22 protein-coding genes are annotated in these 25,071 nt (G+C 68.5%); 11 read left to right on the top strand and 11 right to left on the bottom strand.

What is annotated here, in order from left to right; all coding sequences use genetic code 11:
* Position 1 precedes the first annotated feature (1 nt).
* Positions 2–1,159 (bottom strand): DUF2961 domain-containing protein, encoded by a 1,158-nt coding sequence (locus M9914_03810; GenBank protein ID MCO5173296.1) that lies wholly within the window; start codon positions 1,157–1,159, stop codon positions 2–4.
* Between the two features lie 32 nt (positions 1,160–1,191).
* Positions 1,192–2,028 carry a MurR/RpiR family transcriptional regulator gene (locus tag M9914_03805; GenBank protein ID MCO5173295.1) on the bottom strand — a complete coding sequence of 279 codons (837 nt, stop codon included), beginning with the start codon at positions 2,026–2,028 and terminating at the stop codon, positions 1,192–1,194.
* A gap of 201 nt (positions 2,029–2,229) precedes the next feature.
* Between M9914_03805 and M9914_03800 the strand changes: the two genes are divergently transcribed.
* The 5 genes from M9914_03800 (at position 2,230) to M9914_03780 (ending at position 8,611) form a co-directional block, all read left to right on the top strand.
* The gene (locus M9914_03800) at positions 2,230–3,849 is read left to right on the top strand and encodes an ABC transporter substrate-binding protein (GenBank protein MCO5173294.1); all 1,620 of its coding nucleotides are present in this window, start codon (positions 2,230–2,232) and stop codon (positions 3,847–3,849) included.
* 81 nt (positions 3,850–3,930) lie between these two features.
* Positions 3,931–4,857 (top strand): ABC transporter permease, encoded by a 927-nt coding sequence (locus M9914_03795; protein ID MCO5173293.1) that lies wholly within the window; start codon positions 3,931–3,933, stop codon positions 4,855–4,857.
* The gene (locus M9914_03790; protein ID MCO5173292.1) at positions 4,857–5,732 is read left to right on the top strand and encodes an ABC transporter permease; all 876 of its coding nucleotides are present in this window, start codon (positions 4,857–4,859) and stop codon (positions 5,730–5,732) included. The genes M9914_03795 and M9914_03790 overlap by 1 nt, the downstream gene beginning before the upstream one ends.
* 15 nt (positions 5,733–5,747) lie before the next feature.
* Positions 5,748–7,130 (top strand): beta-lactamase family protein, encoded by a 1,383-nt coding sequence (locus M9914_03785; protein MCO5173291.1) that lies wholly within the window; start codon positions 5,748–5,750, stop codon positions 7,128–7,130.
* Positions 7,127–8,611, top strand: coding sequence for a M81 family metallopeptidase (locus tag M9914_03780; GenBank protein ID MCO5173290.1), 1,485 nt, complete (start codon positions 7,127–7,129; stop codon positions 8,609–8,611). The genes M9914_03785 and M9914_03780 overlap by 4 nt, the downstream gene beginning before the upstream one ends.
* Positions 8,612–8,712: 101 nt before the next feature.
* Here the strand turns inward: M9914_03780 and M9914_03775 are convergent, their stop codons facing one another.
* Positions 8,713–9,414 carry a hypothetical protein gene (locus M9914_03775; protein MCO5173289.1) on the bottom strand — a complete coding sequence of 234 codons (702 nt, stop codon included), beginning with the start codon at positions 9,412–9,414 and terminating at the stop codon, positions 8,713–8,715.
* Between the two features lie 45 nt (positions 9,415–9,459).
* On the opposite strand from M9914_03775, the gene M9914_03770 reads away from it, so the two are divergent.
* A complete protein-coding gene (locus M9914_03770; GenBank protein MCO5173288.1) occupies positions 9,460–10,899 on the top strand; it encodes an alpha-amylase family glycosyl hydrolase in 1,440 nt (479 codons plus the stop codon).
* 58 nt (positions 10,900–10,957) lie between these two features.
* On the opposite strand, the gene M9914_03765 is transcribed toward M9914_03770, so the two are convergent.
* Entirely contained in the window at positions 10,958–12,025 is a 1,068-nt protein-coding gene (locus tag M9914_03765) for a glucose-1-phosphate thymidylyltransferase (GenBank protein ID MCO5173287.1), read from the bottom strand.
* 162 nt (positions 12,026–12,187) lie between these two features.
* Between M9914_03765 and M9914_03760 the strand changes: the two genes are divergently transcribed.
* The 3 genes from M9914_03760 (at position 12,188) to M9914_03750 (ending at position 15,424) form a co-directional block, all read left to right on the top strand.
* On the top strand, positions 12,188–12,541 hold the full coding sequence (locus M9914_03760) for a hypothetical protein (GenBank protein ID MCO5173286.1): 354 nt from the start codon (positions 12,188–12,190) through the stop codon (positions 12,539–12,541).
* A gap of 87 nt (positions 12,542–12,628) precedes the next feature.
* Positions 12,629–14,632: an AMP-dependent synthetase/ligase gene (locus tag M9914_03755; protein MCO5173285.1), complete on the top strand. Its 2,004-nt coding sequence runs from the start codon at positions 12,629–12,631 to the stop codon at positions 14,630–14,632.
* 327 nt (positions 14,633–14,959) lie between these two features.
* Positions 14,960–15,424 (top strand): PIN domain-containing protein, encoded by a 465-nt coding sequence (locus M9914_03750; protein ID MCO5173284.1) that lies wholly within the window; start codon positions 14,960–14,962, stop codon positions 15,422–15,424.
* Positions 15,425–15,565: 141 nt separating this feature from the next.
* Here the strand turns inward: M9914_03750 and aguB are convergent, their stop codons facing one another.
* From aguB to M9914_03720, 6 genes are all read right to left on the bottom strand, one after another.
* The gene (gene aguB / locus M9914_03745; GenBank protein MCO5173283.1) at positions 15,566–16,447 is read right to left on the bottom strand and encodes an N-carbamoylputrescine amidase; all 882 of its coding nucleotides are present in this window, start codon (positions 16,445–16,447) and stop codon (positions 15,566–15,568) included.
* Positions 16,440–17,594 carry an agmatine deiminase family protein gene (locus M9914_03740; GenBank protein MCO5173282.1) on the bottom strand — a complete coding sequence of 385 codons (1,155 nt, stop codon included), beginning with the start codon at positions 17,592–17,594 and terminating at the stop codon, positions 16,440–16,442. The genes aguB and M9914_03740 overlap by 8 nt, the downstream gene beginning before the upstream one ends.
* A gap of 105 nt (positions 17,595–17,699) precedes the next feature.
* A complete protein-coding gene (locus tag M9914_03735) occupies positions 17,700–18,200 on the bottom strand; it encodes a type II toxin-antitoxin system YhaV family toxin (GenBank protein ID MCO5173281.1) in 501 nt (166 codons plus the stop codon).
* Entirely contained in the window at positions 18,197–18,541 is a 345-nt protein-coding gene (locus M9914_03730; GenBank protein ID MCO5173280.1) for a type II toxin-antitoxin system PrlF family antitoxin, read from the bottom strand. The genes M9914_03735 and M9914_03730 overlap by 4 nt, the downstream gene beginning before the upstream one ends.
* Positions 18,542–18,881: 340 nt before the next feature.
* Positions 18,882–19,619, bottom strand: coding sequence for an ABC transporter ATP-binding protein (locus tag M9914_03725; protein MCO5173279.1), 738 nt, complete (start codon positions 19,617–19,619; stop codon positions 18,882–18,884).
* A 222-nt stretch (positions 19,620–19,841) separates the two neighbouring features.
* Entirely contained in the window at positions 19,842–21,299 is a 1,458-nt protein-coding gene (locus tag M9914_03720; GenBank protein MCO5173278.1) for an ATP-binding protein, read from the bottom strand.
* 529 nt (positions 21,300–21,828) lie between these two features.
* Here M9914_03720 and speA point away from each other — a divergent pair.
* Together speA and M9914_03710 are read left to right on the top strand one after the other, a co-directional pair.
* A complete protein-coding gene (gene speA / locus M9914_03715) occupies positions 21,829–23,742 on the top strand; it encodes a biosynthetic arginine decarboxylase (GenBank protein ID MCO5173277.1) in 1,914 nt (637 codons plus the stop codon).
* Positions 23,739–24,227 carry an NUDIX domain-containing protein gene (locus tag M9914_03710; protein ID MCO5173276.1) on the top strand — a complete coding sequence of 163 codons (489 nt, stop codon included), beginning with the start codon at positions 23,739–23,741 and terminating at the stop codon, positions 24,225–24,227. Before speA ends, M9914_03710 begins: the two co-directional genes overlap by 4 nt.
* 79 nt (positions 24,228–24,306) lie before the next feature.
* On the opposite strand, the gene M9914_03705 is transcribed toward M9914_03710, so the two are convergent.
* Positions 24,307–25,059, bottom strand: coding sequence for an MBL fold metallo-hydrolase (locus M9914_03705; protein ID MCO5173275.1), 753 nt, complete (start codon positions 25,057–25,059; stop codon positions 24,307–24,309).
* Positions 25,060–25,071: the final 12 nt, after the last annotated feature.

Here is a 25,071-nt window from a genome sequence, read left to right as displayed (position 1 = left end):
CTCATCTTTGCTCGAACGGTCGGCGGAACGCGGGAAGGCGGTCGGCGGCGGCGGGGAAGGCCGGGAACGGCAGGTGGGGCTCGGCCTGGTACCAGAAGGCCACGCTCGAGAGCTCGTCGCTGCGCCGGTTCTTGTGGCCGTGCTCGATGCTGACGCGGATGTTGCGCTTGAACACGACCGGGTCCTCGATGTGGAAGCGGTACAGGGTCACGGGGTCCGTCCAGTTGGGTCCCCCTGCAGCGATGATGCCGTGGTACGGCGCCGCGTACTCCTCCGTCGGGCACCAGGCGGTGTTGAAGTAGTCCTCCGTGCCGGTGCCGTGCAGCGTGGGTGGCCACTGGTCGTTGGCGCCCGGCGCGGACTCGGGCTTGGCGGCGAGCATGGGGCCCGGGTCGAACGCGTCCGGCTCCATGCCGGCGAACTTCGGGGCGATGAGGCCGGGCTCGCCGTCGACGAAGATCATGTCGTCGCCCTCGCCGTACCAGTCCCACTCGCGCGAGCGCCTCAGCGAGTAGACGGACAGCAGGCACCCCACGTAATGGCCGTGCCCGGCGGCCTCGAGGATCGTGTAGTTCTTGGCGGGGTCCGAGTTCTTCCCCATGAACAGGAACTCCTCGCTGCTCATGCCGCTCGGGTCCTCCCCGTTCGGGATGGCGCGCCGCCACTGGGCGTGGAAGCGCCCCAGCTGGGGTTGGAGGGCCGCATGGACCTCGAAGTCCAGGTAGTAGTAGAAGAGCACCTGGTGCTCGCACTCGCTGGTGATGGTGAAGCGCATGCCGTTCGCGAACGGCATGGGAAAGTAGCAGTTGAAGGCCTTGCCGTCCTGCGGGCTCATCTGCAGGGGCAAGCTAGCGAAGTTGCGGGTCTGCCCGTGGCCCATGCCGAAGAGATCGCCGATGGGGCATTCGATGCTGGGATGCTCCTCGCCGTCCCAGTACGCGCGCAGGACGATCTTGCGGAGGTAGTTGGGGCTCTGGCAGCTGATGGTCACCCACAGGTGCGTGACGATGCCCGCCCCCGCGGTCTCCGCGATCGTCACGGTCTCGCCGGGTTGGATGTGCAGGCGGTCATCGTTGCCGCCGGTCACGTCGAAGCTCGAGAAACGCCTGGTCTTCACGTCGCGAAGCGCGGCCAGGCCGCGCAGCGGTGACAAGCCCATGTTGGTCACTACTTCCTCCTCAGTGGTGTTGGCTACCGACGACCCAAGTGAGACGAGAAGGTCCCGAACCGCGCCCAGAACTCCTCCGCCTTCGCGAGGCGGGCGTCGACTTGCTCATCCCCGATCTCGCGGGCCGTAGCGGCCACGAGCGCCTGGAGCGCCGTCATGACGGCCGTGAGGGACCGGAACATGGCGGCAGGCTGCGTGGCCACGCTGATCGGCCAATCCGCGAACGGCAGCAGGGGCGAGACGTGTTCGTCGGTCACCAGGACCGTGCCGGCCCTAGGGGGCGCGAGTTCGACGAGCTGCACCATCTCCTGGGCGTAGCGGCTCATGCTGAACACCAGCAGGACGTCTTCTGGCTCTAAGTCCATGATGCGGTCGGCCACGTCGGCGGCGTTCGGGTCCAACAGTGTGACGTTCGGCCGCACCATGTTGAGGAGGCGCCACGCGATGCTGGCCAGGTCGCCGCTGGAGCGGCTCCCCGTGACCCACACGCGCGGCGCGTTCGCCAGGGCGATGCCGGCGCTGATCAAGGCTTCCTCGTTACGCAAGACGCTCGCGATGTTCTCGGCGTCCTGCCTGACGACGTGTTCGATCAGGTCCTCGCGCGCCACCTTCACGCTGACGAGGCGGCGGGCCGCGTCGTACTCGGATTGCATGCGCTCTTGCAGCTCGACGTAACCAGAGTAGCCGAGCTGTTGCGCGAAGCGCACTATGGTGGAGGTCGAGATCCCGAGGCGCCTGGCCACCTGGCTGGCGCTGGCGAAGACCATCACCCTACCGTGCTGCAGGTAATGTCTCGCGATCCGTTGCTCGGTGGGGCTGAGGGCCGGGTAGTGCTCACGGATCTGGTCGATGACGGTCAAGGCCTGGGATCCCATCGCTCGCGGCGGCCAGCGGTTCGGGCCGCACGCCTAGAGCGTGAAGGCGGAACGGCCCTAGGCGGCTTGGCAAAGTTCTTCTCAGAGTTTATCATTGCGGCAATAACCCTTGCAACGGTTGGCGGGCGTCGAGGAACCCGAAAGTCGCCAAGCATCGAGCAAGGCTGTTCTCGTAAGGAGGAGTGCATGCAGGCTTCACGTAGTACTGGTCGGTCGAGGTCGGTCGTCACGGCGTTCCGGCTCGCCGTGGTGCTGGCTCTGGCAGCCGCCCTCGTGGGTGTGGCGTTCGCACAGGAGTACGGCGGGCGCTTCGTCGTCGGCCGCAGCGCCGCCCCCTCGATCCTCGATCCGCAGAAGACCGGCGAGTCCGCCGCCGACGAGGTGCTGTCACTCGTAGGCGGCAGCCTCATGACGATCGACCCTGACACCCTCGCCCTGGGCCCGGGCCTGGCGGACTCCGTGGAGCAGTCGGCAGACGGCCTGACGTTCACGTTCAAGATCCACCCCGGCGTCAAGTTCCATAACGGCGACCCGTTGACGGCGGCCGACTTCAAGTACACGTACGAGCGCGCCCTCGACCCCGCCACCGAGGCGACCGTCTCCGGCGACATGCTGGCCGGGGTGGAGAGCGTCGAGGCGCCCGACGACTACACGCTCGTCGTCCACCTCAAGGAACCCAGCGCGGTGTTCTTGCGCAACCTGAGCAACTCCGGTTACCTCCAGCCGCTCTCACGGCGCGCCGTCGAGGAAGCGGGCGCCGACTACGGGCGCGCGCCCGTTGGCGTCGGGCCCTACCGCTTCAAGGAGTGGGTGGCGGGCTACTCCATCACCCTGGAACGGAACCCGGACTTCGCTTGGGCCCCCTACTACCTCAAGAACCAAGGCGCCCCCTACCCCGATGAGATCGAGTTCCGGTACTTGCCAGAGCAGGGCACCCTCGTCGCGGCGCTGGAAGCGGGCGAAGTCGATTACGCTGACGTGCCGGCCGTCGACCTGGCGCTGTTCCAGGACAACCCCAGCTTCAACGTCTACTCCAGCCTCAGCAGTGGCATCGGGCTCGAGTTCATCTTCAACCTGCGCGATCCCATCATGGCCGACATCCGGGTGCGGCAGGCGTTCAACCACGCCATCGACAAGCAGTTCTTCATCGACCGGGTAGTCGATGGGCACGGCATCCCTGCCACCGGCGTCCTGCCGCCCTCCATCCCCGGGTACGACCCGGACAGCGCGGCCACCGACTACGACTTCGATCGCGAAGCCGCCGGCGCACTGCTCGACGCCGCCGGCTGGACCATGGGGCCTAACGGGGTGCGCGCCAAGGACGGCCAACCACTCACCATCCGGATCGTCGCGTACACCGTGTCTCAAATGGTGTTGGCCTCTGAACTGCTCCAGAACCAGCTCAAGGCGATAGGCGTCGACGCCACCGTCGAGAGCTACGAGCGCTCGCTGCAGATGCCCATGATCATCGAGGGCGACTACCAGATCGCGCCGCTCAGCTGGACCTACGACGACGCTGACGTGCTCTACTTCCTCGCCCACTCCTCTCAGCACCCCAACGGTCTGAACCTGGGCGCCGTGAACGACCCCGAACTCGACCGCCTGCTTGACGCCAGCCGCACCACCCTCGTCGACTCGGAGCGCATGCTCGTCTTCCACGACATCCAGCGGCTAATGAACGAGAACGCCTACCTCGCGCCCGTGTACGTGCAGGAGACGTTCAGCGCGGCCAACAAGCGGGTCGAGGGGCTGCGTTTCACGGCCATCGGCGCGCCGTTGCTGCAAGAAGTCTGGATCGCCCGCTAGCAGCCGGCTGACGCGGCCGCTGGCCTCGGGAGCAGAGCCCCGAGGCCAGCGGTTGCTCTTCGCCGGCCGCCGCAAGGCCAGATGGCGCGCTTCTTCCTGCAACGTCTCGTCTCGCTCATCGCAGTGCTGATGGGCACGGCGGTGCTGGTGTTCAGCATGCTGCACCTGACACCGGGTGACCCAGCGCGCGTGCTGCTCGGCAACCGGCCAGTGTCTGCCCAGGCGTACGAGCGCCTGCGCGCCGACCTCGGCTTGGACGAGCCGCTCCTGACGCAGTTCGGACAGTTCGTCGCTAGGCTCGCCAGGGGCGACCTCGGCACCTCCTACTTCACGAAGCGGCCCGTCACAACCGAGGTCGCGAGCCGCTTCCCCATCACGTTCGGGCTCATGGTGGGCGCCATGCTCGTGGCGTTGCTCATCGGGATACCCGCCGGTGTCATCTCCGCGGCGCGCTTCGGCGGGACCTTCGACTTCGTCGTCATGAGCCTCGCCATGCTCGGTGTCAGCATGCCCGGGTTCTGGGTCGGACTCATGCTCATCCTCACGTTCTCCGTCAACCTCGGGTGGTTGCCCGTGGCCGGTGTGGGCGGGGTGCAGTACTACGTGCTCCCGGCCATCGCGCTCGGTACCGGGTCGGCGGCCGTCCTGGCCCGTCTCACGCGGTCCAGCATGCTCGACGTGCTGCACACGGATTACATCCGCACGGCCCGCGCCAAGGGCCTGTGGCCGAGGCGCGTGCTGATCGCCCACGCGTTCAAGAACGCGTTCATCCCGGTCCTCACCATCATCGGGCTGCAGGTGGGCGGGCTGTTGGCCGGTGCGGTGGTGATCGAGACGGTCTTCGCGCTGCCCGGCCTCGGCCGGCTGCTCGTCCAGGGAGTCTCGAGCCGCGACTACCCGCTCGTGCAGGGCGTGGCCCTGATCGTCGCCGCGATCTACGTCCTCGTCAACTTCACCGTCGACCTCCTCTACACCTTCATCAACCCGCGGATCCGTTACGTGTCCTGATGACCACCCGTCCTGCCTCGACCACCGAAAGCGAGCGCAAGCAGAGGCGCCGGCGACTCATGCTCCGCCTGCTGCGCAAGCCGGGCTTCGTGTTCGGCGTGCTCGTGCTGCTCCCCCTCGTCATCGCCGCCGTCTTCGCGCCTCAGCTCGCGCCCTACCCGCCCGAGTCCATGGACGGACCGCGCTACCTACCGCCCGGCTCCCCTGGTTATTGGTTGGGGACGGACAACCTCGGCCGCGACATCCTCAGCCGGCTCATACACGGGGCCAGGATCTCGTTGTCGGTCGGGTTGGTCGTAGTCGGCATCGGGGCGGGCGTGGGGTCGGTGCTCGGTATCTTGGCGGGCTACCTCCGGGGCACCGTCGACAACGTGATCATGCGCGTCATGGACGTCCTGCTGGCGTTCCCCGACATCCTGCTCGCGCTCATCGTGATCACCATGCTTGGTCCCGGTATCTTCAACGTCATGATCGCGCTCGGTTTCGCGAGCGTGCCCGTCTACACGAGGTTGGCACGCGGCGCCACCCTGGCGGTCCGGGAACTCGAGTTCGTGGAGGCCAGCCGCGCGCTGGGCACGAACTCCGCGCGCCTGCTCTTCAGGCACGTGCTGCCGAACGTGGTCCAGCCCGTGATCGTCGTGGCGTCGCTGGGGGTCGCCACCGCCATCCTGGCGGCTGCCGGCCTCAGCTTCCTCGGACTCGGGGCGCCGCCCGGCATAGCCGAGTGGGGCGCCATGCTCAACGACGCGCGCAACTACATGCGCCGCGCCTGGTGGCTCGCCACCGTACCTGGGGCCACGATCACGCTGGCGGTGCTCGCCATCGGACTGCTCGGCGAGACCATCAGGGAAGTCCTCGATCCGCGGATCGGCTGAGAACGGAGAAGCAACGTGTTAGACGCATACAAGGCTTATCTCGAGCGCACGACGCGCGAGCGCCGCATCCCTGGCGTGGCGGCACTGGTCAAGCGCGGTGGCGAGACCCTGTTCGACGAGGGCGTCGGCTACGCCGACCGCGAGGCGTTACGTCCGGTCACGCCGGACACCATCTTCGGGATCGGCTCGCTCACCAAGTCGTTCACGGCGCTAGCCATCATGCAACTCGTCGATCGGGGCGACCTGCGCGTGACCGACCCCGCCGCCGACTACCTTCCCGCGCTGGCGAGTTCGAGCAACCACGACCTCACGCGCATCACGTTGCACCACCTGCTCACGAACACGAGCGGCCTGCCACCCCTCCCTTACCTCAACGGCGCGCTCGCCCGGAGCGTGCTCGCCGACGCATCCCTTGAGCTGCTCGAGATGAAGCCGGAGAAGTACGCGGTGCCGCTCGACACATATGACGAGCTCATCAGCGCCCTCGCCGCAGACGCGCCGCGCCTCCTGCGGGCGCCCGGCACGCTGTTCAGTTACAGCAACGACGGCTTCGCCATGCTCGGACGCATCGTGGAGCTCGCCTCGGGAGAGGACTACGAGGAGTACGTGCGGCGCCACGTGCTCGAGCCACTCGGCATGACCCGCAGCGTCTTCGATCCGAGCGAGTTGGCGGCGCTCGGGGACAGCACCGAGCTCTACTCGTACATCGGCGGCTTCGAGCGCGTGGAGCCGACGCCGGGCTGGTGGGAGGCGCCGGCCATGACGAGCGCGGGGTTCCTCAAGTCCACGACGCGCGACCTGGCGCGTTACGCGGAGGTCTACCTCGGCAAGCGCCCGGACGTGCTCTCCCCGGCGTCGCTAGAGGCCATGACCGCGCCACACGCGCGCACCTGGCCGGGGCGCCACTACGGTTACGGCATGATGGTCCAACCCGACTACCACGGTCACAAGGTCGTGGAGCACGGCGGCAACATCAAGGGGGTCGGGGCCTGGTTGACCGTCTTCCAAGGGGGCGATGTCGTCAGCGCGCTTCTCTCCAACATCACGGGTGGCCCCGTGAGCGAGATGGCCTGGACGGGCGCCAACCTCGGCGCGGGCTTGAGCGCCGAGACGCGGCGTCAAGAGTTCGCCACGGTACCGCTGAGCGAGCAGCAACTCGCTCGCCTCGTCGGTCGGTACGTGAGTGGTGAGGACGTGGACGTCACCGTCAGGCGCGGCGCAGACGGCGGCCCGGAGGTCGTGGTCGGCAAACAGATGCTGCCGACGCGGTCGGTGGCGGAAGACTCACTCGTGGTCGATGCCAACGGGCAGGATAGCCTCATGGAGTTCATCGATGCCGGCCCCACGGGCTACGGCGCCGTGACCTTCGGGTTCAGGGTGCTGGAGCGCGTGGCATGAGCTGGCCGCCGCGCGGGCGCAACGTGCGGGTCTTCGCGGGCACCGTGTCGACAGAGACGAACACGTTCGTGCCCCTGCCGACGCGCCTGGAGGACTTCACGGTCGTGCGGCGCGCGGAGTACGAGGCAACGGGCTTCCAGGAGGAGCCCGGCCTGGAGGAGATCAGGCGCCTGACCCTGGAGCGCGGCTGGGAGTTCGTGTTCGGCCTGCAGGCGTTCGCCCAGCCGTCGGGCGTCGTGACGCGGGCGGCCTACGAGGGCCTGCGTGACGAACTCCTGGAGCGGTTGCGTGAGGAACTGCCCGTGGACATGGTCTTCCTCCCCCTGCACGGTGCGATGGTGGCGGAAGGGTGCGACAACTGTGAGGTCGACCTCGTAACGCGCGTGCGCGAGGTCGTCGGCCCCGCGGTCCCCATCGGCGTCTCGTTCGACCTGCACTGCCACTTCAGCGACGCGATGCTCGAGTTGGCCGACGTGTTGGTGGCCTACAAGGAGTACCCGCACACGGACCTGGCGGAACGGGGCGCCGACCTGTTCAGGCTCATCTCCAAGGCGGCGGCCGGCGAGGTGACCCCGACGATGGCCCTCTTCGATTGCCGCATGATCGGCATCTACCCGACCACGACTCAGCCCATGCGCGCCTTCGTCGACGCCATGACGGCCGCGGAGGCGCGTGGCGAGGTGCTTTCGTTATCGCTGGCCCACGGCTTCCCGTGGGGCGACGTGCCCGACATGGGCTGCAAGATGCTCGCCGTGACCGACGGCGACATGGCGGCGGCGGAGCGCGCCGCGCGCGAGTGGGGTCTGCGGTTCCACGCCCTGCGCCGCGAGGTCACGCTCGACCCGCTCACGCTGGACGCGGCCCTCGACAAGGCGTTGGCAGCGCACCAGGGGCCCGTCGTCGTGGCCGATCAGGCCGATAACCCGGGTGGGGGCGCCCCAGGCGACTCCACCTACGCGCTCGCCGCGCTCCTCGAGCGCGGCACCACGGACGCTGCCCTCGGCATGATCTACGACCCCGAGGTCGTTGCACAGGCCGGCGCCGCCGGCGTCGGCGCTCGCATACGGGTCAGGCTCGGCGGCAAGCTCGGGGCGACCTCGGGACCGACGCTCGAGGTCGAAGCCGAAGTGCGGAACGTGAACCCCGACCTCGTGCAGAACTGGCCGCAGGAGGCGGGACCCCTGTGGGTGCCGTGCGGCGCCGCCGCCGCTTTGCGCATGGGCGGCGTTGACGTCGTGGTGAGCGACCGGCGCGGGCAGGTCTTCAGCCCCGACGTGTTCACGGGCATGGGCATCGACGTGCTCGCCAAGCGCTTGATAGTCGTCAAGTCGACGCAGCACTTCTACGGCGCCTTCGCCCCCATCGCGAGCGAGATCATCTACATGGGCGGCCCCGGCGCGATCGCGCCCCGCATGACCGACATCCCGCTCGAACGCGCCGACTTGCACAAGTACCCGTGGGTGGAAGACCCGTTCGCTTGAGGCAGGGCGAACAGCACCCTGCCCACGCCGACTCCGTCACCCACGGCCGGCGTCGGCTTCGGGTCTAGCGCCTGACCCGGCTGGTGGCTGACGTGTGACCGCTAACCCTTCTCGAACCGCGCGCCGGCGCCGGCACCGGCTAGGGTGCCTGGTTTGAGGCGCGCCTCGAGAGCCGCGTGGGCGCGCCCGGAGAACCGGAAGACGCGCAGGAAGAACTGCATCAGCGGGCCGGCCGTCAGCGCGAAGAGCGCCGTGCCCAACCCGACGGTGCCCCCCATCAGCCAGCCGAGCGCGAACACCGCTATCTCGGTGACGGTACGCACGGTCCGCACCTTGGCGCCCGTCACTTTCGCGACGCCGAGCACGAAGCCGTCCCGGGGGCCGGCGCCGAGGCCGGCGGTGATGTAGAGCCCCGTGGCCACGCCGCAGAGCACCATGCCCACGCAGAACAGCAGCACGCCGAGCAGGTAGCTCGTGCCGTGGGGGAAGCCGGGGACGGCCAGGAAGACGTCGCACCACACGCCGATCAGGACCATGTTCAGCACGGTCGCGATGCCGATCCTCACCTTCGGACCGATGACGGAGTAGACGAGGACCGCCAGCCCCGCGAGGATCATCGCCTGACCCATGCTCAGCGGCGTCAGCCGCGAGATGCCCTGGTGGAAGACGTCCCACGGCCCCAGCCCGATGCCGGCGCTGACCATGAGCGCGACGGACAGGCCGTAGATCACGAGGCCGACGTTGAGTTGCAGCAGGCGGAGGAGGAAGACGCGCCAGGAGAGGGGGCGCCGGGGCAGGATCACTAGCGGAGCGTAACCCCGGAAGGCCAGCGGGTTAGCATTCCCGCCATGTCTGCAAGCGACACCTGGCCGGCGTGGGTGCAAGACGCCGTCTTCTACCAGATCTTCCCCGACCGCTTCGCACGTAGCCCACGAGTTCACAAGCCGAGCAACCTCGAGGAGTGGGATGCCCCGCCCACACTGCACGGTTACAAGGGCGGCGACCTCCTCGGCGTGGTCGAGAAGCTCGACTACCTGCACGACCTCGGCGTAACGGCCCTCTACCTCAACCCGATCTTCGCCTCTGGCTCGAACCACCGCTACCACACGCAGGACTTCCATCAGGTCGACCCCATGCTGGGCGGCAACGCCGCCTTGGACGAGCTGGTGGCCGCCTGCCACCGGCGCGGCATGCGCGTGGTGCTCGACGGCGTGTTCAACCACGCCAGCCGCGGCTTCCTGCAGTTCCACGACATCATGGAGAACGGCCCGAGCAGCGCGTACCTCGACTGGTTCCACGTGCGCCACTTCCCCTTGAACGCCTACGGGGGCGGGCAGCTCGGCTACGACGCCTGGTGGGGCCTGGCCGCGCTGCCGAAGTTCAACACGTCCACGCCCGCCGTGCGCGAGTTCATCTACCAGGTCGCGGAGAAGTGGCTGGCGGCCGGGGCGGACGGCTGGCGCCTCGACGTGCCCAACGAGATCGACGACGACGACTTCTGGCGCGCGTTCCGCGCGCGCTGCCGGGCCGTGAACCCCGAGGCCTACCTGGTCGGGGAGATCTGGGACGAGGCCGGGCGCTGGCTGAAGGGCGACATCTTCGACGGCGTGATGAACTACCAACTCACGCGCGCGATCTTCGGGCTCGTCGGGCGCGACCTCGCTCACGACGAGCTGGCGCGGAGCGGCCTCAACGGCGTCCAGCGCCTGTCGGCGGCCGCGTTCGCGGAGACGGCCGCGCGCCTGCTGGCCGCCTACCCGGCGGCGGCCGTGCGCTCGCAGCTCAACCTGCTCGGCTCGCACGACACGCCGCGGTTGGCGACGTCGTTGCGGGGCGACGCCGGCGCCGTGCGGCTCGCGCTGCTGCTCCAGTTCAGTTGGCCGGGCGCGCCGTGCATCTACTACGGCGACGAGCTCGGCTTGCGCGGCGGGCACGACCCGGGCTGCCGGGCGGGTATGCCGTGGGACGACGGCGGTAGGTGGGACGCCGAGCTGCTCGGCTACGTCCGCGCCCTGACGAGCGCGCGTCGCGAGCTCGCCGCCCTGCGGCGGGGCGCCACGGCGGTCAGCGCGCCCGCGGATGGCCTCGTGGTGGTCGAGCGCCGCCTGGAGGGCGAGCCGCCCGTGTGGGCGGTCGTCAACGTGGGTGATGGGGCGACGGCGGTGCCGTCCGGGGCGCTGCCCGTGGGGCGGTGCCGGGACGCGCTCACCGGCGCAGTGGTGGAGCAGGGGGAAGGGGCGTGGGTCGTGCCCGGGAGGGGCGGGCTACTGCTGACGCCGACTCGTTAGCTGGGACCCGCCTCATGCTTGGCGTGACCCGCCGCCCGGCTTCAGGCCGTCGGCGCCGCTACTCGTGCAGCGCGATCCGGCTCTCGTCGCCCACGACCATGCGGTGCGTGGCCGGCCGCGAGTCGTGGCCCGTGATGGTCACGTCCTCGCCGATGAGGCTGGCCTGGATGCGTGGCTTCACGCCGTCTATCACGGTGCGGTTGCCCACCACCGAGTACTCGAGCTCAGCGTTGCGCACGGTGCAGCCGTCGCCGATCGCCGTGAACGGCCCGACGTAGGCGCGCTCGACGTGCGCGCCGGCGCCGATGATGACGGGGCCGAACACCGTCGTGTCCTTCACCACCGCGCCGGCGCCGATGACCACCTCGCCGATGAGGGTGGCGTTCTCCGTCTCGCCCTGCACGTCGCGCTTGAGGCGCGTGAGCAGCAGCCGGTTGGCGTCGAGGATGTCGTCCGCCTGGCCCGTGTCCTTCCACCAGCCGCGGACGGTGACGGGCACGACCTCGTCGCCCGCCTCGATGAGGCGCTGGATGGCGTCGGTGATCTGGTACTCGCCCTTGGCGCCCGGCGCCAGCCCCTCGATCATGGCGTGGATGCGCGAGTCGAAGACGTAGACGCCGGCCACGGCCAGGGTGCTCGGCGGGTCGGCCGGCTTCTCGACGAGCTTCGTGATGCGCTCCCCGTCCACCACGGCGACGCCGAGCGACTTGGCCGCCTCGCGGGTCACGGGCACGAGCGCCATGACGGCGTTGCTCTCGCCCGGCCTGAAGCGGTTCACGAACTCCGTGATGCCGTGCTCGAAGAGGTTGTCGGAGAGGTACATGACGAACGACTCGTCGCCGAGGAACTCGCGCGAGACCTTGACGGCGTGCGCCAGGCCCTGCGGGGGGTTCTGCATGATGTACTCGAAGCGCACGCCGGGGTAGCCCTCCAGCGTCTCCTTGATGGAGTTGAGCGTGAGGTAGCTGACCACGACGCCGATCTCGCGCACGCCGGCCTCGACCAGGTTGTCGACGGCGTGGTGGATGAGCGGCTTGTTGGCCACCGCAATCGTCGGCTTCGGTTTGAGGCTGGTTATCGGGCGCAGGCGGGTGCCGAGGCCGGCTGCGAGTATGAGTCCCTTCATGAGGTTCCCTCCATGGTGGGCGGCGACCGTGGGCGGTAGTCACCGCAAGCGGCTACCGCCACCCTGCGGTGCGAACCACCCTGCGCTTCATGCCGTCGCGCCGGTGCCGGCTCGCCCTCGAAGATACCGTGCGCCGCGCCGCGCTGCAGTTACCATGCGGGCATGTCGAAGTCTTCCCACATCCGCCTGGCCGTAGACATGGATGACAGTGGCATCGAGGCCATCCGCTGGCAGGCCGACGACTCCCCGGAGCCGGGCCAGCACGACGCCGGGGCCATGATCTTGTCGTTGTGGGACGGCGTTCAGCGCAACGCGCTGCGCATCGACCTCTGGGTCAAGGAGATGTCGGTCGACGACATGAACGATTTCTTCTTCCAGACCTTCCTCTCCATGGCGGATACTTACCGCAAGGCAACGAACGACGCCGGCTTGGCGAGCGAGATCAAGCTGTTCGCGAGAGACTTCGCCGAGAAGGCGTCGCGCGCGGCGCAGGCGGGAGGCGCTCAGAAGGCGTAGGTAGCGCCGAAGCGCGGCCCTCCGCACGTGAGCGTGGGAGGCGACCACCTGGGCCGACGTCGCTCGTGAGCCGTTAGGAGGGTCGAGATGGTCGTGAGAACGGCGCGATGGACGTCGGGACCCGGGCGCCTGGAGCTTGGCCGCACGCTGCCGGCGCTGCTCGCGGAGGCGGTCTCCGAGAGGCCGAACGGGCGCGCGTTCAACGACCGGCCGTCGGCGGTGCCCGGTAAGCCCGGCGGCCCCGGGGCTCCCTGGACGACGCTCTCGAACGGCGAGCTCAAGCGCAAGGCGGAGGCCATGGCGGCCGGCCTGCGTTCCATGGGGCTGGAGCGCGGCGACCGCGTCGCCCTCTTCACGCACTCGGACATGAGCTTCGTGCTCGCCGACATGGCCTGCCTGATAGCCGGCCTCGTCGACGTGCCCATCTACCTGACGCATACGCCGGACGCCATGCGTTTCATCCTGAGCGAGAGCGGCTGCGCGGCCGTGCTGGCCTCTGACGAGGCGCTGCTCGCGCGGATGCTCGAGGCGACGCGCGGCCTCGCAGGGGTGAAGCTGCTGGCGCCGGCCGCCGGCTCGCCGCGCGGGAACGCGCCGGTGCCTGGGGGTGGCGACGCTTCGGCGGTCGGCGGGCGCGCGCCAACTGAGGGTGCGCCCGCCACGGAGGGCGCACCCTCAGTGGCGGGCGGTGCCGGCTGGCCCGAGGAGGGCGGCCCGCTCGTCACGGATTACGCGGCCATCATCGCCAGGGGCGAACGCGAGCTGGAGCGGCGCCCAGACCTGATCCGGACGTTCGCCGCCGGCCAGCAGGCGAGCGACGTGGCCACGATCATCTACACGTCCGGCACGACGGGCTCGCCGAAGGGCGTGATGCTCAGCCACGAGAACCTCTCGAGCAACGCCATCGCCTCCCTCACGGACCTGCCCACGTTCCTCTCGGGCGCCCAGGAGACCGTGCTCTCCTTCCTGCCGCTCACGCACATCTTCGCGCGCACCCTCATGTACGCGAACATGTGGTTCGGTTCCACCGTCTACTTCGGCACGACGGACTCGGTGCGCGAGGACCTTCAAGAGGTGCGCCCCACGTTCATGGCGGCCGTGCCGCGTGTCCTCGAGAAGTCGTGGGAGCGCATCGAGGCCGTCGGGACCACGCTCACGGGCGTCAAGAAGGTGCTCTACGCACGGGCGTTGGCCTTCGCAGACGCCTTCGACGTGAGCAAGCCTTCCGGGGGGCTGGCCGCCGCCGAGCGGGCCCTGCTCGACAGGCTCGTCTACTCGAAGTGGCGCGCCGCCCTCGGTGGGCGGCTCAAGACGATCATCGTCGGCGGGGCGGCGCTGCGCGGCGAGCTCGTCAACCGCCTCGGCGCCGCGGGCATAGACGTGCTGCAGGGCTACGGCCTGACGGAGACGAGCCCCGTCATCTGCTTCAACCGGTCGGGCCGCAACCGCGCCGGCACGGTCGGCGAGGCCATACCGGGCGTCGAGATCGGCATCAGCGACGAGGACGAGATCCTCACGCGCGGCCCGCACGTCATGCTCGGCTACTTCGCCAGGCCGGACGAGACGGCCAAGGTCATCGACGCAGACGGCTGGTTCCACACGGGCGACCTCGGAAAGCTTGACGATGACGGTTACCTCGCCATCACGGGCCGCCTCAAGAACCTCTTCAAGCTCTCCACGGGCAAGTACGTCATGCCCGACCCCATCACCGAGCGCCTGGAGGCCGACCCCCTGGTCGCCACGGCCATCGTCGTCGGTCCCGGCGAGAAGTTCTGCGCGGCCCTCCTGTTCCTCGATCGCGAGGTGCTGGCGCAGCGTTACGGCCCCGTTACCCAGAGCGTGCTCGAGCAGGCCGACGTGGCGGCCGCGTTACGCGAGGCTGTCCGGCGCGCGAACGCTGGCATGCCCGACTGGTCGAGCGTGAAGCGCGCGGCGGCCGTGCTGAAGGAGCTGACGATGGCGGACGGCTCCGTGACGCCGAAGCTGAGCATCCGGCGCGACAAGGTGGTGGCCGATCACGCCGAGGTCGTGCGCGCCATGTACGCGGGCGGCGCGGCGCCGGCGGGGGTCAGGTTCGTGGATTTGGACTAGGGCGCCGGGGCATATGGCGACCCGATCGCTGCCCCCGGTCGCTGTGATGTATAATGATGTATATGGTCAGGAAGCAGCTCTACCTGACGGAAGCGCAGGACGTCGCCCTGAAGAACCGGGCGGATGCCTTGGGCGTATCGGAGGCGGAGTTGGTCAGGCGCGCGTTGGACGCGGCGCTCGGGGGACGGGTCGCTGCGGTTTCGATGCCTGGGCGCGAGGAAGCCATAGCCAGGTTGCGAGTCACGTGGTCTAGCCGTACGTCCAGACTGGACGCGCCCTTCTCTCGGGACGAGCTTTACGACCAGCGTTTGGAGCAAATGGCGGGACATGGTGACCGCTAAGCGTGTACCCGATTACCTGATAGATACCAACGTCCTCGTGTACGCCTTGGACGGGTCGAGACCTCACGAGCGCGCGCGAGCCGTGGCTTGGCTCGACTACCTGATCGCTACGGGTGCAGGCGCCCTCTCGACCCAGGCACTCACCGAGGTCGCTCGGGTCTGCCTCGGTCGCCTGACGCCACGTTGGCACCCTGATGATGCCCTGGAGCACGTTCAGTCGCTGGCGCGCGCTTTCTACGTCTTCCCGGTTACGCCTGCCATCGTCGCCGAGGCCCTACGGGGCGTGAGTCGGCACAAGCTCTCGTTCTTCGATGCCCAGATGTGGGCTGTGGCGAGGCTCAATCAGATACCGGCCCTCCTGACACAAGACATGGCATCGGGCGCAGAGATGGATGGCGTCCTCATGGTCGACCCTTTCGCGACGGATGTACCGCCCGCTCCCCCTGGTTGAGCGTAGGCAGCAGGACGAGAACCAGGGTCGCTAACAAGGCGCGAGCGATCCTTTTTCAACCAGGAACTCTCCACCCAGGCGGTAGAGGAGCTCAGTAGGGCGCCTGGCTTGGCACCCGGAACGGCGGTGGGCCGCCTACGGCTACTCCTCCCCGTCGAGCGTGAGCAACGCCCGGTAGAGCTCCGGCCGCCGGTCGCGGAAGAAGCCCCAGCCCGCGCGGCGCGTGCGCGCCGCCGCCAGGTCGAGGTCGGCGGTGAGGATCGTCTCCGAGGTCCGGTCGGCGTCCGCGAGCAGCTCGCCCGCGTAGTCCGAGATGAACGACGAGCCGTAGAACGTCGCGCTGCCCTCGCGCCCCACGCGGTTCGCGGCGGCCACGTAAGCCACGTTGCTGACGGCGTGCCCGAGCATGGCGCGGCGCCACAGGTCGCGCGTGTCCAGCCCGCCCGCTTCGTCGGGCTCGCTGCCGATGGCGGTGGGGTAGAGGAGCAGGTCGGCGCCCTTGAGCGCCATGATGCGCGCGGCCTCCGGGAACCACTGGTCCCAGCAGATACCGACGCCGATGTTGCCGAAGCGCGTGCGCCACGTCTTGAAGCCGCTGTCGCCGGGGTTGAAGTAGTACTTCTCCTCGTAGCCGGGGCCGTCGGGGATGTGGCTCTTGCGGTAGTGGCCCAGCACCGCGCCGTTCGCGTCCACCATCGCCAGGCTGTTGAAGTAGGCCTGCCCGGCCTGCTCGAAGAAGGAGACGGGCAGCACCACGCCGAGCTCACCGGCGAGCTTCGCGAAGCGTTCGATGAACGGGTGTCCCTTCATGGGGTGCGCCAGCGCGAACAGCTCCTCGCGCTCGAGCTGCGGGAAGTAGAGGTTCTCGAAGAGCTCTTGCAGGAGGATGACGTCGGCGCCCAGGGCCGCCGCCTCGCGCACGAACGCCTCCGCCTTGGCCAGGTTCTCCTCCAGAACGTGCGAGCAGCTCATCTGGACGACGGCGAGGCGGACCAGCTCGGGGCTCTTCTTGGGCTCAGGCACGTTCGACCTCTCCTAGGGGCTGTTGCTGCGTGACGCAGTGGAAGGCGCCGCCGCCCGTTATGAGGCTGACGGCGCTGAGGCCGATGACCTCGCGGCCGGGGAAGAGCGGCCGCAGGATCGCCAGGGCCTGCTCGTCGTTCGCGTCGCCGTACTGCGGCACGACGACGAAGCCGTTGCCGACGTAGAAGTTGGCGTAGGTGGGCGGAAGGCGCTCGCCCTCCAGCTCCATGCGCTTGAGCGGGAGGGGGAGCTCGACGACCCGGTACGGCGCGCCTGCCGGCGTGCGCAGGCTCCGGAGCTGCTCCAGGTTGCGCGCCATCGTGGCGTGGTTGGGGTCGTCCGCGCGCGGCTCGACGGCGCACACAATCGTGCCGTCGTCCGTGAAGCGCACGATCGTGTCGATGTGGCCGTCCGTATGGTCCCCCTCGAGGCCCTCCTCCAACCACACGAGCTGCGTGATGCCGAGGTAGTCGCGGAGCAGCAGCTCCAGGTCCGCGGGGCCGAGGTCCGGGTTCCGGTTCGGCTCCAGGAGGCACGAGCGCGTCGTGAGGCACACGCCGTGGCCGTTCAGTTCGAGAGAGCCGCCCTCCATGACGGCGGGCGCGACGAACCGGCGCATGCCGAGGCGCGCGGCGAGCGTGGCGGGCGCGCGGTCGTCGTCCGACCAGGGGGCGTACTTCTTGCCCCAGGCGTTGAAGGACCAGTCGGTCATGGCGACGTGGCCGGCTCCCGCGGCGGCGCTTCCGGTCGTTCCCGCGGTGCTCGAGCCGGTGCTCGCGGCGGCCTGGGCGCGCCGCACGAAGAGCGGCCCGTTGTCCCTGAACCACACGTCGTTGAGGGGCAGGCGGTGGTAGCGGACGTTGGCGAGGACGGATCCGGCCTGCTCGCCGTGGAGCGCGGCCGCGGCCTGCTCGATGCGCGCCCTTGCGTCCTTCTCCGCCTCGTCGTCGCGCACGTTGAGGTTCACGGGTTCGAAGCGCGCGATGGTGGCGACGAGGTCGGCGAACTCGCGCCGCACGCCTTCCAGTTGGCCGACCCAGAGGACGTCGTCGAACGGCCATGACGTCCAGGTGGCGGCGTGGGGTGCCCACTCCGGGGGCATGCGGTAGCCCAGCGAGGCTGGGGTGGGGTACGGGGTCGTGGACATGCTTGTGCCAGTTTAGGCCGGAGCGACGGTGCGCGCTGGTCGGGGGACGCTTTGTTGGCTACGTGCGGGTTCGGGCGGATGACCGGGCAAGGAGCCGGCCTCCGGTCAGCGCCCTCCTGCTGCTCTGCGGAAGCGCTCGGTGTTCTGCTCTACGTTGCGAACGAGTTCGTCCCAGTCGTCAGGTGGGTTGCCGCTCTTGAGCCTCTTCCGGAACGTACGGTAGGCGTAGGCTCTCGAGTCGTAAGAGCGTTTGGTTCCCTCGTCGTTGACCCAGACGAACACTATCGCTCTCTCCTGCACGCTGAAGCGGAAGAAGAGCCGGTATTGCTGGAAGAACTTGGCGCGGAACCAGTGCTTGGGCCTGAGCCCTAGCGTGCTGCCTAGACGGTATTCAGGTCGAGTAGGGTCCTGGGGTATGACCTCGAACGCGAGCTTGACGATGGCAGCGAGCCGCTTCGTCGAGCCCTTCCTCACGTACCCCTCGGGGTCGCGTGACCGCTCCGCTTCCACCGCCTCTACTAGGTCCTCGAGCTGACGGAGGAATAGGTCATGAGCGTAGAGTCGCCAGCCCGCCACTACTAGCGGCTCGACCGCGGCCCGGCTCATTCATCTTCGGGGTCGAGCGGAGCGCCCAAGTCCACGTCGACTCCCGCTGTGAGGTCGCGAGCCCTTGCCATGAGATCATCTGGAATCATGCCGATACGTTCCGGTCGGGCGCTGGCGTCTCGCTCGATGAAATCTAGGAACGCTCCGATCACCGGGTCGAGGCTGGTGGCCTCGGGGCTGCGGCTCAGGACGACCGTGTTGTCGGCCCTGAGAGAGAAACGGAGCTTGTCGGCGGGACCGAGCCGGAGCGCCTTGCGGATGGGGGCGGGGATGGTCGTCTGCCCGCGGCTCGTGAGCGTCGATTCGTCGACCAAGACTTCGGCAGAGTTCTGGCGGGGCATCGGGGCCTCCCTTTCGAGCCCAGCGTAATGCATTTGCATTACCAGGAGAGCGCGTCATGCTTTGATCCTGCGAGGCGGAGTCTGATCCGCCGAGTGAACGTCCTCGCGCGACCACGTCGAGACCGGCGCCAGTCACGACCCGTTCGTCGACGAGTGGCGCGACCACGTCGACCTCCAGCTAGCGCCGGTCGCGGAGGCGATATCGGCCAACCCACGTTCGCCGGTCCACGAGCTGTGGGTGCGGTGTGCGCCAGGACCTAGCCTGCACATGCATGTGCTGACACACACGTTAGGTTCTATGTTGAGACCTAGCTCTCGCTCGGCCGGATCAGATCGTCCGCTAGCGTACGGGCGGGCTGACTGCCTCGCCGCGCTCGCGTTCGAGCCGACCGTCACGTAGCCGCACTATTCGCTGCGCTCTTGCCGCCACCGCGGGTTCGTGGGTTACCACGATCACGGTCTTGCCGTTCCTCCAGCCGGTCTCGAGCATGTCGAGGACCTGACCCCACAGCTCTTTTGGCAGGTTGCCCGTCGGCTCGTCGGCGAGGATGACCTCGGGGTCGTTGATGAGTGCGCGGGCTATGGCGACACGCTGTTGCTCGCCGCCGGATAGCTGCGAGGGCTTGTGCTCGGCCCGCGCGGCAAGCCCCAGACGGTCGAGCAACTCCAGCGCTCGCCGTCTATGTTCGCGACGCGGCACGCCGGCGAAGGTCAGGGGTCGGGCAACGTTCTGCCACGCGCTCAGGCTGGGGACGAGCGAGAACTGCTGGAAGACGAAGCCGAAGGCGCGGTTACGCAGCTCCGAAAGCTGGCGGTCGCTCAACGTGCTTGTGGGCTCACCGTGGAACCGGTACTCGCCCGCGGTCGGGGTCTCGAGCAGGCCGAGGATGCCGAGTAGCGTGGTCTTGCCCGCACCAGAGGCGCCGCCGAGCGCGAAGTACCCTCCTGCCGGCACGCGCATGCTCAAGGCGTTGAGGACCGAGACGCTGCCGTACCTCTTGGAGAGGCCCTCCAACTCGATCACTGGCGCCTGCTCGATGGCGGTCTTGGCCACCACCGGTCGGTGCTCGGCGAGCATGCTCAAGGCTAGTAGGTGGCGTGGTGCGACGGGGTTGGCGGCGGACGACGGTATCGAAGCGCAAACCGTCTGGGAGACCGCTATTCGCAACCTGCCGGCCTCGGTGCCACGCCTACGCCAGATCGTGGACGAAGCGGCTGATCTCTAACTGTTTGCAGCCTTGTATGTAAGGTCGACTTGGTCGCTGTCGGGCGGTACGGTCCTCGATAGAGGGCTTTCCTGCTACACCGCCGAGTAGACCTCTTGCAGCGACCAGGCCAAGACGGGCGCCTTGTAAGCGTTGGCTGCGGCGGCGAAGCGTTCGGTGAACCCGGTGGCCGACATGAAGATCAACGGCCCGTCGTTCATGGCTTGGTGCGCCCACTTCAAGCCTGCGTCTGCGGCGCGCTGGAGCGCAGCGAGGTGATCGTAGAAGACGGAGGGTCCTATCGGGGTCCGAGAGTACTTGACGGCCCCGGTCATCACGCGCTTGTCGACGAGGGGAGCGACGACGTCGACTTCAAGCGACCGGCCGCTGCGGTCGCGGCCTTCCCATCTGGACCAGCGCTCGACGAGGGGAAGCCCTCGCGGGTCGCGTAGCCGCTCGTACGTTGGAGCGACGAGGTCCTCGAAGGCCAAGCCCATGAACGTGTCGAGGCGGGGTGCCACTACTTGGGCGTAGACCTGGTGGGGGTCGGAGCGCTCTAGCAGCGAGGTGTACGGCGAGACGAACACGTGGAAGAAACGCAGCGCGGGGTCGGCCAAGCGGTAACGAGTGGGGGCGTTGGCGGGCGTTTCGATGACCTCGACGGTGCGGAGGAGCCCGATCTCCTCCAGCTGACCCAGGCGCCGCAGAAGCGAAGTATCGGCTCTCAGGCCGCTGGCATCCGCGATCCGAGGCCGGGTGGTAGCTCCGCCGGCTACGGCCCTCACTATGGCGTTGTAGGCCGATGTGTCACGCAGACCCCGTTCTTGGGCCAGGAGCGTGTCGAGCTGGAGGCGTAGGGTGCCTTCGCGTGCCAAAAGTAGGTGGGCCACGTTCTCGGCTGGACCCTCCTTCGGGTCCATCGCGGCCCAATAGGCGGGGGTCCCTCCGAGGATGCCGTAGCCGGTCGCTTTGTCTCGTAGGGTCCAGCCGGGTACGAACTCGGCGGCATCGAAAGCAGACAGGGGCTCTAGGCGCAGGTGCATGGCGAGGCGGCCGTACAAGGGCGCCCCGCCACTGGCGAGCCCTTCCATGGTCGACACGGCGGAGCCGCTCAAGACGAGGACGAAGGGTCGATCGACGGCATGCCGTTCCAACGTCGCGTTGATGGCCGAGGTCACCTCGGCCAAGCCCCGTGGGCCATCCGCAAGGTACTGGAACTCGTCGAGCACGATGGCCAGAGGCCGACGCTCGCGAACCCTCCACAGCAGGTCCGATACCGACCGCCACGTCGGGTAGTCCTCCGGGCGGAGATCTGAACCGGTCCAGGCTGCGAGATCGAGGATCAGCTGGCGGCGGTTCTGGTCTGGAGTGGTCTCCGTGGCTGTGAACAGGAACGTAGCTTCGGAGGGCCAGGCGTTGGCCAGTAGGAACGTCTTCCCGACCCGCCTACGGCCCGTGACCAGGACCAAGCTCGGGCCGGGCCGCTGAAGGAGTTCGGCGAGCAGAGCCAGTTCGCGCCGGCGGTCGATCAGGCGAGGCGGTTCGTGCTCCACGCCTTATATTACACATCTGCGTGCTTGCACATTGGTGTGCTATCACATAGATGTGTAAGTCGATGCGGCTCGATCTCGGCCAGCGAGCCTTGCCGCCGAACCGGCTCTTGCGTCTAGAAGACATCCTCGAGGCGATCGGCATGGTCCATCCGATCGTCGCGGACCTTAAGGTCCGACATCGTTGTCTCCGCCGCGGAGCCCGGGCAACCCCGGGGTGAGCACCGCCTCCGCGAGAGCCTTGCTGGGATCGTCCATCACCTTCGTAATCATCACTACTGATAATCCTCCCGGTGCAATTATCAATAGTGGTGAGCATGCGTGCGGAGCAAGGGCGCTCCTGCAGCGCTAGGTGGTCCGCCCTGCGTGCCCCAACCTTTCCCAGGGAAGTGCTAGCGTAATCCGTTCGACAAGGCGCCCGCCCCGCCGGCGGTATGGGCGCCCTGAACGAACCGCGCGCCAGGCCGCGCCGCGCCCCGACCGAGTAGCCCAAAGCAGCACGGCTGAGCACCCGCCAAGTGGAGGACCAGAAGTGAGCAGACCCACCCTCGACCCAGGTTTCAGCATCACGGACGCCGACGAGCTCTACAGCATCAAGGCGTGGTCGAGCGGGTTCTTCGGGGTCTCGAAACGGGGCGAGCTCACGGTGTCGGTGAAGGGTTCGCCTGCGGTCCCACTCACCAAGATCGTGGATGGGCTCCTCGCGGAAGGTCACGCTCTGCCCATCGTGCTGCGCTTCCCGGACATCCTCGAGGACCGCATGGACCGCATCAACGAAGCGTTCGCCGCGGCCATAGCGGAGGCCGGGTATCAGAACCGTTACCAGGGCGTCTTCCCGATCAAGGTCAACCAGCGCAGGGTCGTCGTCGAGACCATCGCGTCGTACGGCGCCAAGTACCGCACGGGCCTCGAAGCGGGGAGCAAGGCGGAGCTAGCCCTGTGCCTCGCGCACGAGACGCACGACGACGCGCTCATCTGCTGCAACGGCTTCAAGGACGACGACTTCATCCGCCTGGCCCTCTGGGGCCGCAAGCTCGGGCGCAACGTCATCATCACGCTTGAGAAGGCGGGTGAGCTGGAGCGCGTCCTGCGCATCAGCAAGGAGGTCGGCGTCGAGCCGCTGCTCGGCGTGCGCTTCAAGCTGCACGCGCGCGGCAGCGGTCAGTGGGAGGCGTCCGGCGGCGACGACGCCAAGTTCGGCCTCACCGCCTCCGAGCTCATCACCGTGGCGCAGCGCGTGCAGGCGGAGGGCCTCGGCCACCGCCTCGTGCTCCTGCACTGCCATGTGGGCAGCCAGCTGACCGATATCAGGCGCATCCGCGCGGCCGTGCGCGAGGCCGCCCAGGCCTACGTGGAGCTCGCCGAGATGGGCGTCGGGGTCAAGTACCTCGACGTCGGCGGCGGCCTGGCGGTGGACTACGACGGGTCGAAGACGACCTACTACACCTCGGCGAACTACGGCCTGCGCGAGTACGCCGACACGGTGGTCTACACCATCATGGAGTCGTGCCAGGAGTGGGAGGTGGCGCACCCGGTCATCGTCACGGAGTCCGGGAGGGCGTTGACGGCCCACCACTCCGTCGTGATCGTGCCGGTCGTCGACGCCATCGGGCCGACCCGGACGGGCGTCGACCTGCCGCCGCTCACGGGCGAGGTCCACGCCCTCCTGCGCGACATGCAGGAGCTCGACAAGGCCGTGACCGTCAAGACCTACCGCGAGGTCTTCAACGAGGCCGTCTCCAACAAGGAGACCATGCACAGCCTCTTCGACCTCGGCTACCTCAGCCTCCTGGAGCGGGCCCACTTCGAGCAGCTCTACAACCGCCTCCTGGAGCGCGTCGCCAAGGTGGTCGCCGGCCTCGACTACGTACCGGAGGAGTTCGAGCTCCTCCCGCAGATGCTCGCCGACAAGTACGTCGTCAACTTCTCCTTGTTCCAGAGCCTGCCGGACCATTGGGCCATCAAGACGCTCTTCCCGATCGTGCCGCTGCAGCGCCTCGCCGAGCGGCCCACGCGCAACGCTACGCTGGTGGACATCAGCTGCGACTCGGACGGCAAGATCGAGCGCTTCATCGACCTGCGCGACGTGCGCTCCACGCTGCCGGTCCACGACTTCGTGCAAGGCCAGCCCTACTACCTCGGCGTCTTCCTGACCGGCGCGTACCAGGACGTGCTCGCGAACGCCCACAACCTCTTCGGGCGCGTGAACGAGGCACACGTGCGGCTCGGCAAGGACGGCGCGCACGTCGAGCTGTACGTCGAGGGGCAGAAGGCGCGCCGCGTAATCCACAACATGGGGTACGAGACCCCGGAGCTGCACGCCGCCGTCCAACGCCAGGCCGAGGAGCTGCGCGCCGAGGGCGTCCTCGACACGGACGAGGTCGAGGAGTTCCTCGAGCTGTACGACCGCGAGCTGGTCGGCTACACCTACCTGGAGGCGATGTGACGGCGGGAGCCGAACCCGACGTCCGGCTGCCGGACGGCCGCCGCGTGGTCGCCGGAGCGGTGCTGTTGCACCCGGACGGCCGCGTGTTGCTGCAACTGCGCGACGACAAGCCCGGCATCGTCTCGCCCGGCGAGTGGTCGCTGTTCGGCGGCGGGGTGGACGTCGGCGAGACGCCGGCCGAAGGCATGCGCCGCGAGATCGCCGAGGAGATCGGCTTCCACGTGCGCCACTTCCGCCCCCTGCTCGTCTACGAGGGCTGGCCGGCGCAGTACCACATCTTCCTCGCGGCCATCGACGCCGCGACGGAGGAGCTGGTGCTCGCGGAGGGCGCGGGTCTCGACTACTGGGAACCGGACGAAGTCGTCGCTCGAGCGCGCGTCACGTCCATCGCCCGCCTGAGCGTCGTCGCCATGCAGGAGTTGAAGCGGCAGCGGGCGGAAGCCGGGTCCGAAGACCGCGAGCTCCTCCCCGGCGCGGGCTACTGAGCCAGGAACCCCGGGTCGGGGCGCGTGGTTCGAGGACCGTCGCGGGTCGGGTCAGCGGCGGGACCCTGACGCCGGCGCGTCAGAACTCGTGCACGTCGCCGTCCTCGCCGAGCTCGGCGGCGGCGAACCCGGCCCTGGCGGAGGCGAGGAGCCCCGCCCCGCCGTCGCGTTGCGGCGGGATGTGTACAAGGACCAGGCGCTTGGCGCCCGCCCGAGAAGCCACGGCGGCGGCGTCGGCGCCCGTGGAGTGGCCGGGGAACGCCCCGCTCGCCTCATGGACGAGCAGGTCGGCCCCGCGCGCGCCCTCGACGACCGCCTCGGATAGCTCCGTGTCGCACGAGTAAGCGAGGACGCTGCCAGAACGCTCGTCCGTAACCCGCAGGCCTATGACCGGCACGGCGTGGTCGCCCGGCACGGCCGTTATCTCGAAGTCCTCGTTCGTCAGGACCGGCGCGCCCAGGGCGCGCTCGACCTCGTGGTAACGGATCTCAGGGTAGTCCGGCCACTCCGCCGTGTCGAAGGCGTCGTGGATGCGGCGCACCTGGTCTAGGGCCGAGCGGATGCCGTAGACGTCGAACTTCCGCTTGTGGCCGGCGAGCCACAGCCGTTCCATGAGGAGCGCGAAGCCGCCGACGTGGTCGGCGTGCTCGTGGGTGGCGATCAGGCCGCTCACCTTCGACAGGTCGAGGTCGTTGGCGAGGAGGCGCTGGGCGGCGTCGCCGCCGCAATCGACGAGCAGCAGGCTCGTCTCCCCCTCCAGCGCCAGCATCGTCGTGGTCCTGCTCTTGTCCGACAGTGCCGCCCCCGTGCCTAGCAGGTGGACCTTGGCCATCGTCGCCTCCGG

Source organism: Trueperaceae bacterium (assembly GCA_023954415.1).
Taxonomy (GTDB): domain Bacteria; phylum Deinococcota; class Deinococci; order Deinococcales; family Trueperaceae; genus JAAYYF01.
Note: the sequence above shows the minus strand (reverse complement) of the source record. Positions and strands in the feature narration are given on the sequence as shown.

What these genes read in the sequence shown, in the direction of transcription:
- M9914_03730 (MCO5173280.1), bottom strand. Translation starts at nt 18,541, where the DNA reads ATGCCCCGCCAGAACTCTGCCGAAGTCTTGGTCGACGAATCGACGCTC.
- M9914_03740 (MCO5173282.1), bottom strand. Translation starts at nt 17,594, where the DNA reads ATGTCCACGACCCCGTACCCCACCCCAGCCTCGCTGGGCTACCGCATG.
- M9914_03780 (MCO5173290.1), top strand. Translation starts at nt 7,127, where the DNA reads ATGAGCTGGCCGCCGCGCGGGCGCAACGTGCGGGTCTTCGCGGGCACC.
- M9914_03760 (MCO5173286.1), top strand. Translation starts at nt 12,188, where the DNA reads ATGTCGAAGTCTTCCCACATCCGCCTGGCCGTAGACATGGATGACAGT.
- M9914_03790 (MCO5173292.1), top strand. Translation starts at nt 4,857, where the DNA reads ATGACCACCCGTCCTGCCTCGACCACCGAAAGCGAGCGCAAGCAGAGG.
- M9914_03725 (MCO5173279.1), bottom strand. Translation starts at nt 19,619, where the DNA reads ATGCTCGCCGAGCACCGACCGGTGGTGGCCAAGACCGCCATCGAGCAG.
- M9914_03800 (MCO5173294.1), top strand. Translation starts at nt 2,230, where the DNA reads ATGCAGGCTTCACGTAGTACTGGTCGGTCGAGGTCGGTCGTCACGGCG.
- M9914_03810 (MCO5173296.1), bottom strand. Translation starts at nt 1,159, where the DNA reads ATGGGCTTGTCACCGCTGCGCGGCCTGGCCGCGCTTCGCGACGTGAAG.
- M9914_03795 (MCO5173293.1), top strand. Translation starts at nt 3,931, where the DNA reads ATGGCGCGCTTCTTCCTGCAACGTCTCGTCTCGCTCATCGCAGTGCTG.
- M9914_03735 (MCO5173281.1), bottom strand. Translation starts at nt 18,200, where the DNA reads ATGAGCCGGGCCGCGGTCGAGCCGCTAGTAGTGGCGGGCTGGCGACTC.
- M9914_03750 (MCO5173284.1), top strand. Translation starts at nt 14,960, where the DNA reads ATGGTGACCGCTAAGCGTGTACCCGATTACCTGATAGATACCAACGTC.
- M9914_03705 (MCO5173275.1), bottom strand. Translation starts at nt 25,059, where the DNA reads ATGGCCAAGGTCCACCTGCTAGGCACGGGGGCGGCACTGTCGGACAAG.
- M9914_03770 (MCO5173288.1), top strand. Translation starts at nt 9,460, where the DNA reads ATGTCTGCAAGCGACACCTGGCCGGCGTGGGTGCAAGACGCCGTCTTC.
- M9914_03755 (MCO5173285.1), top strand. Translation starts at nt 12,629, where the DNA reads ATGGTCGTGAGAACGGCGCGATGGACGTCGGGACCCGGGCGCCTGGAG.
- M9914_03765 (MCO5173287.1), bottom strand. Translation starts at nt 12,025, where the DNA reads ATGAAGGGACTCATACTCGCAGCCGGCCTCGGCACCCGCCTGCGCCCG.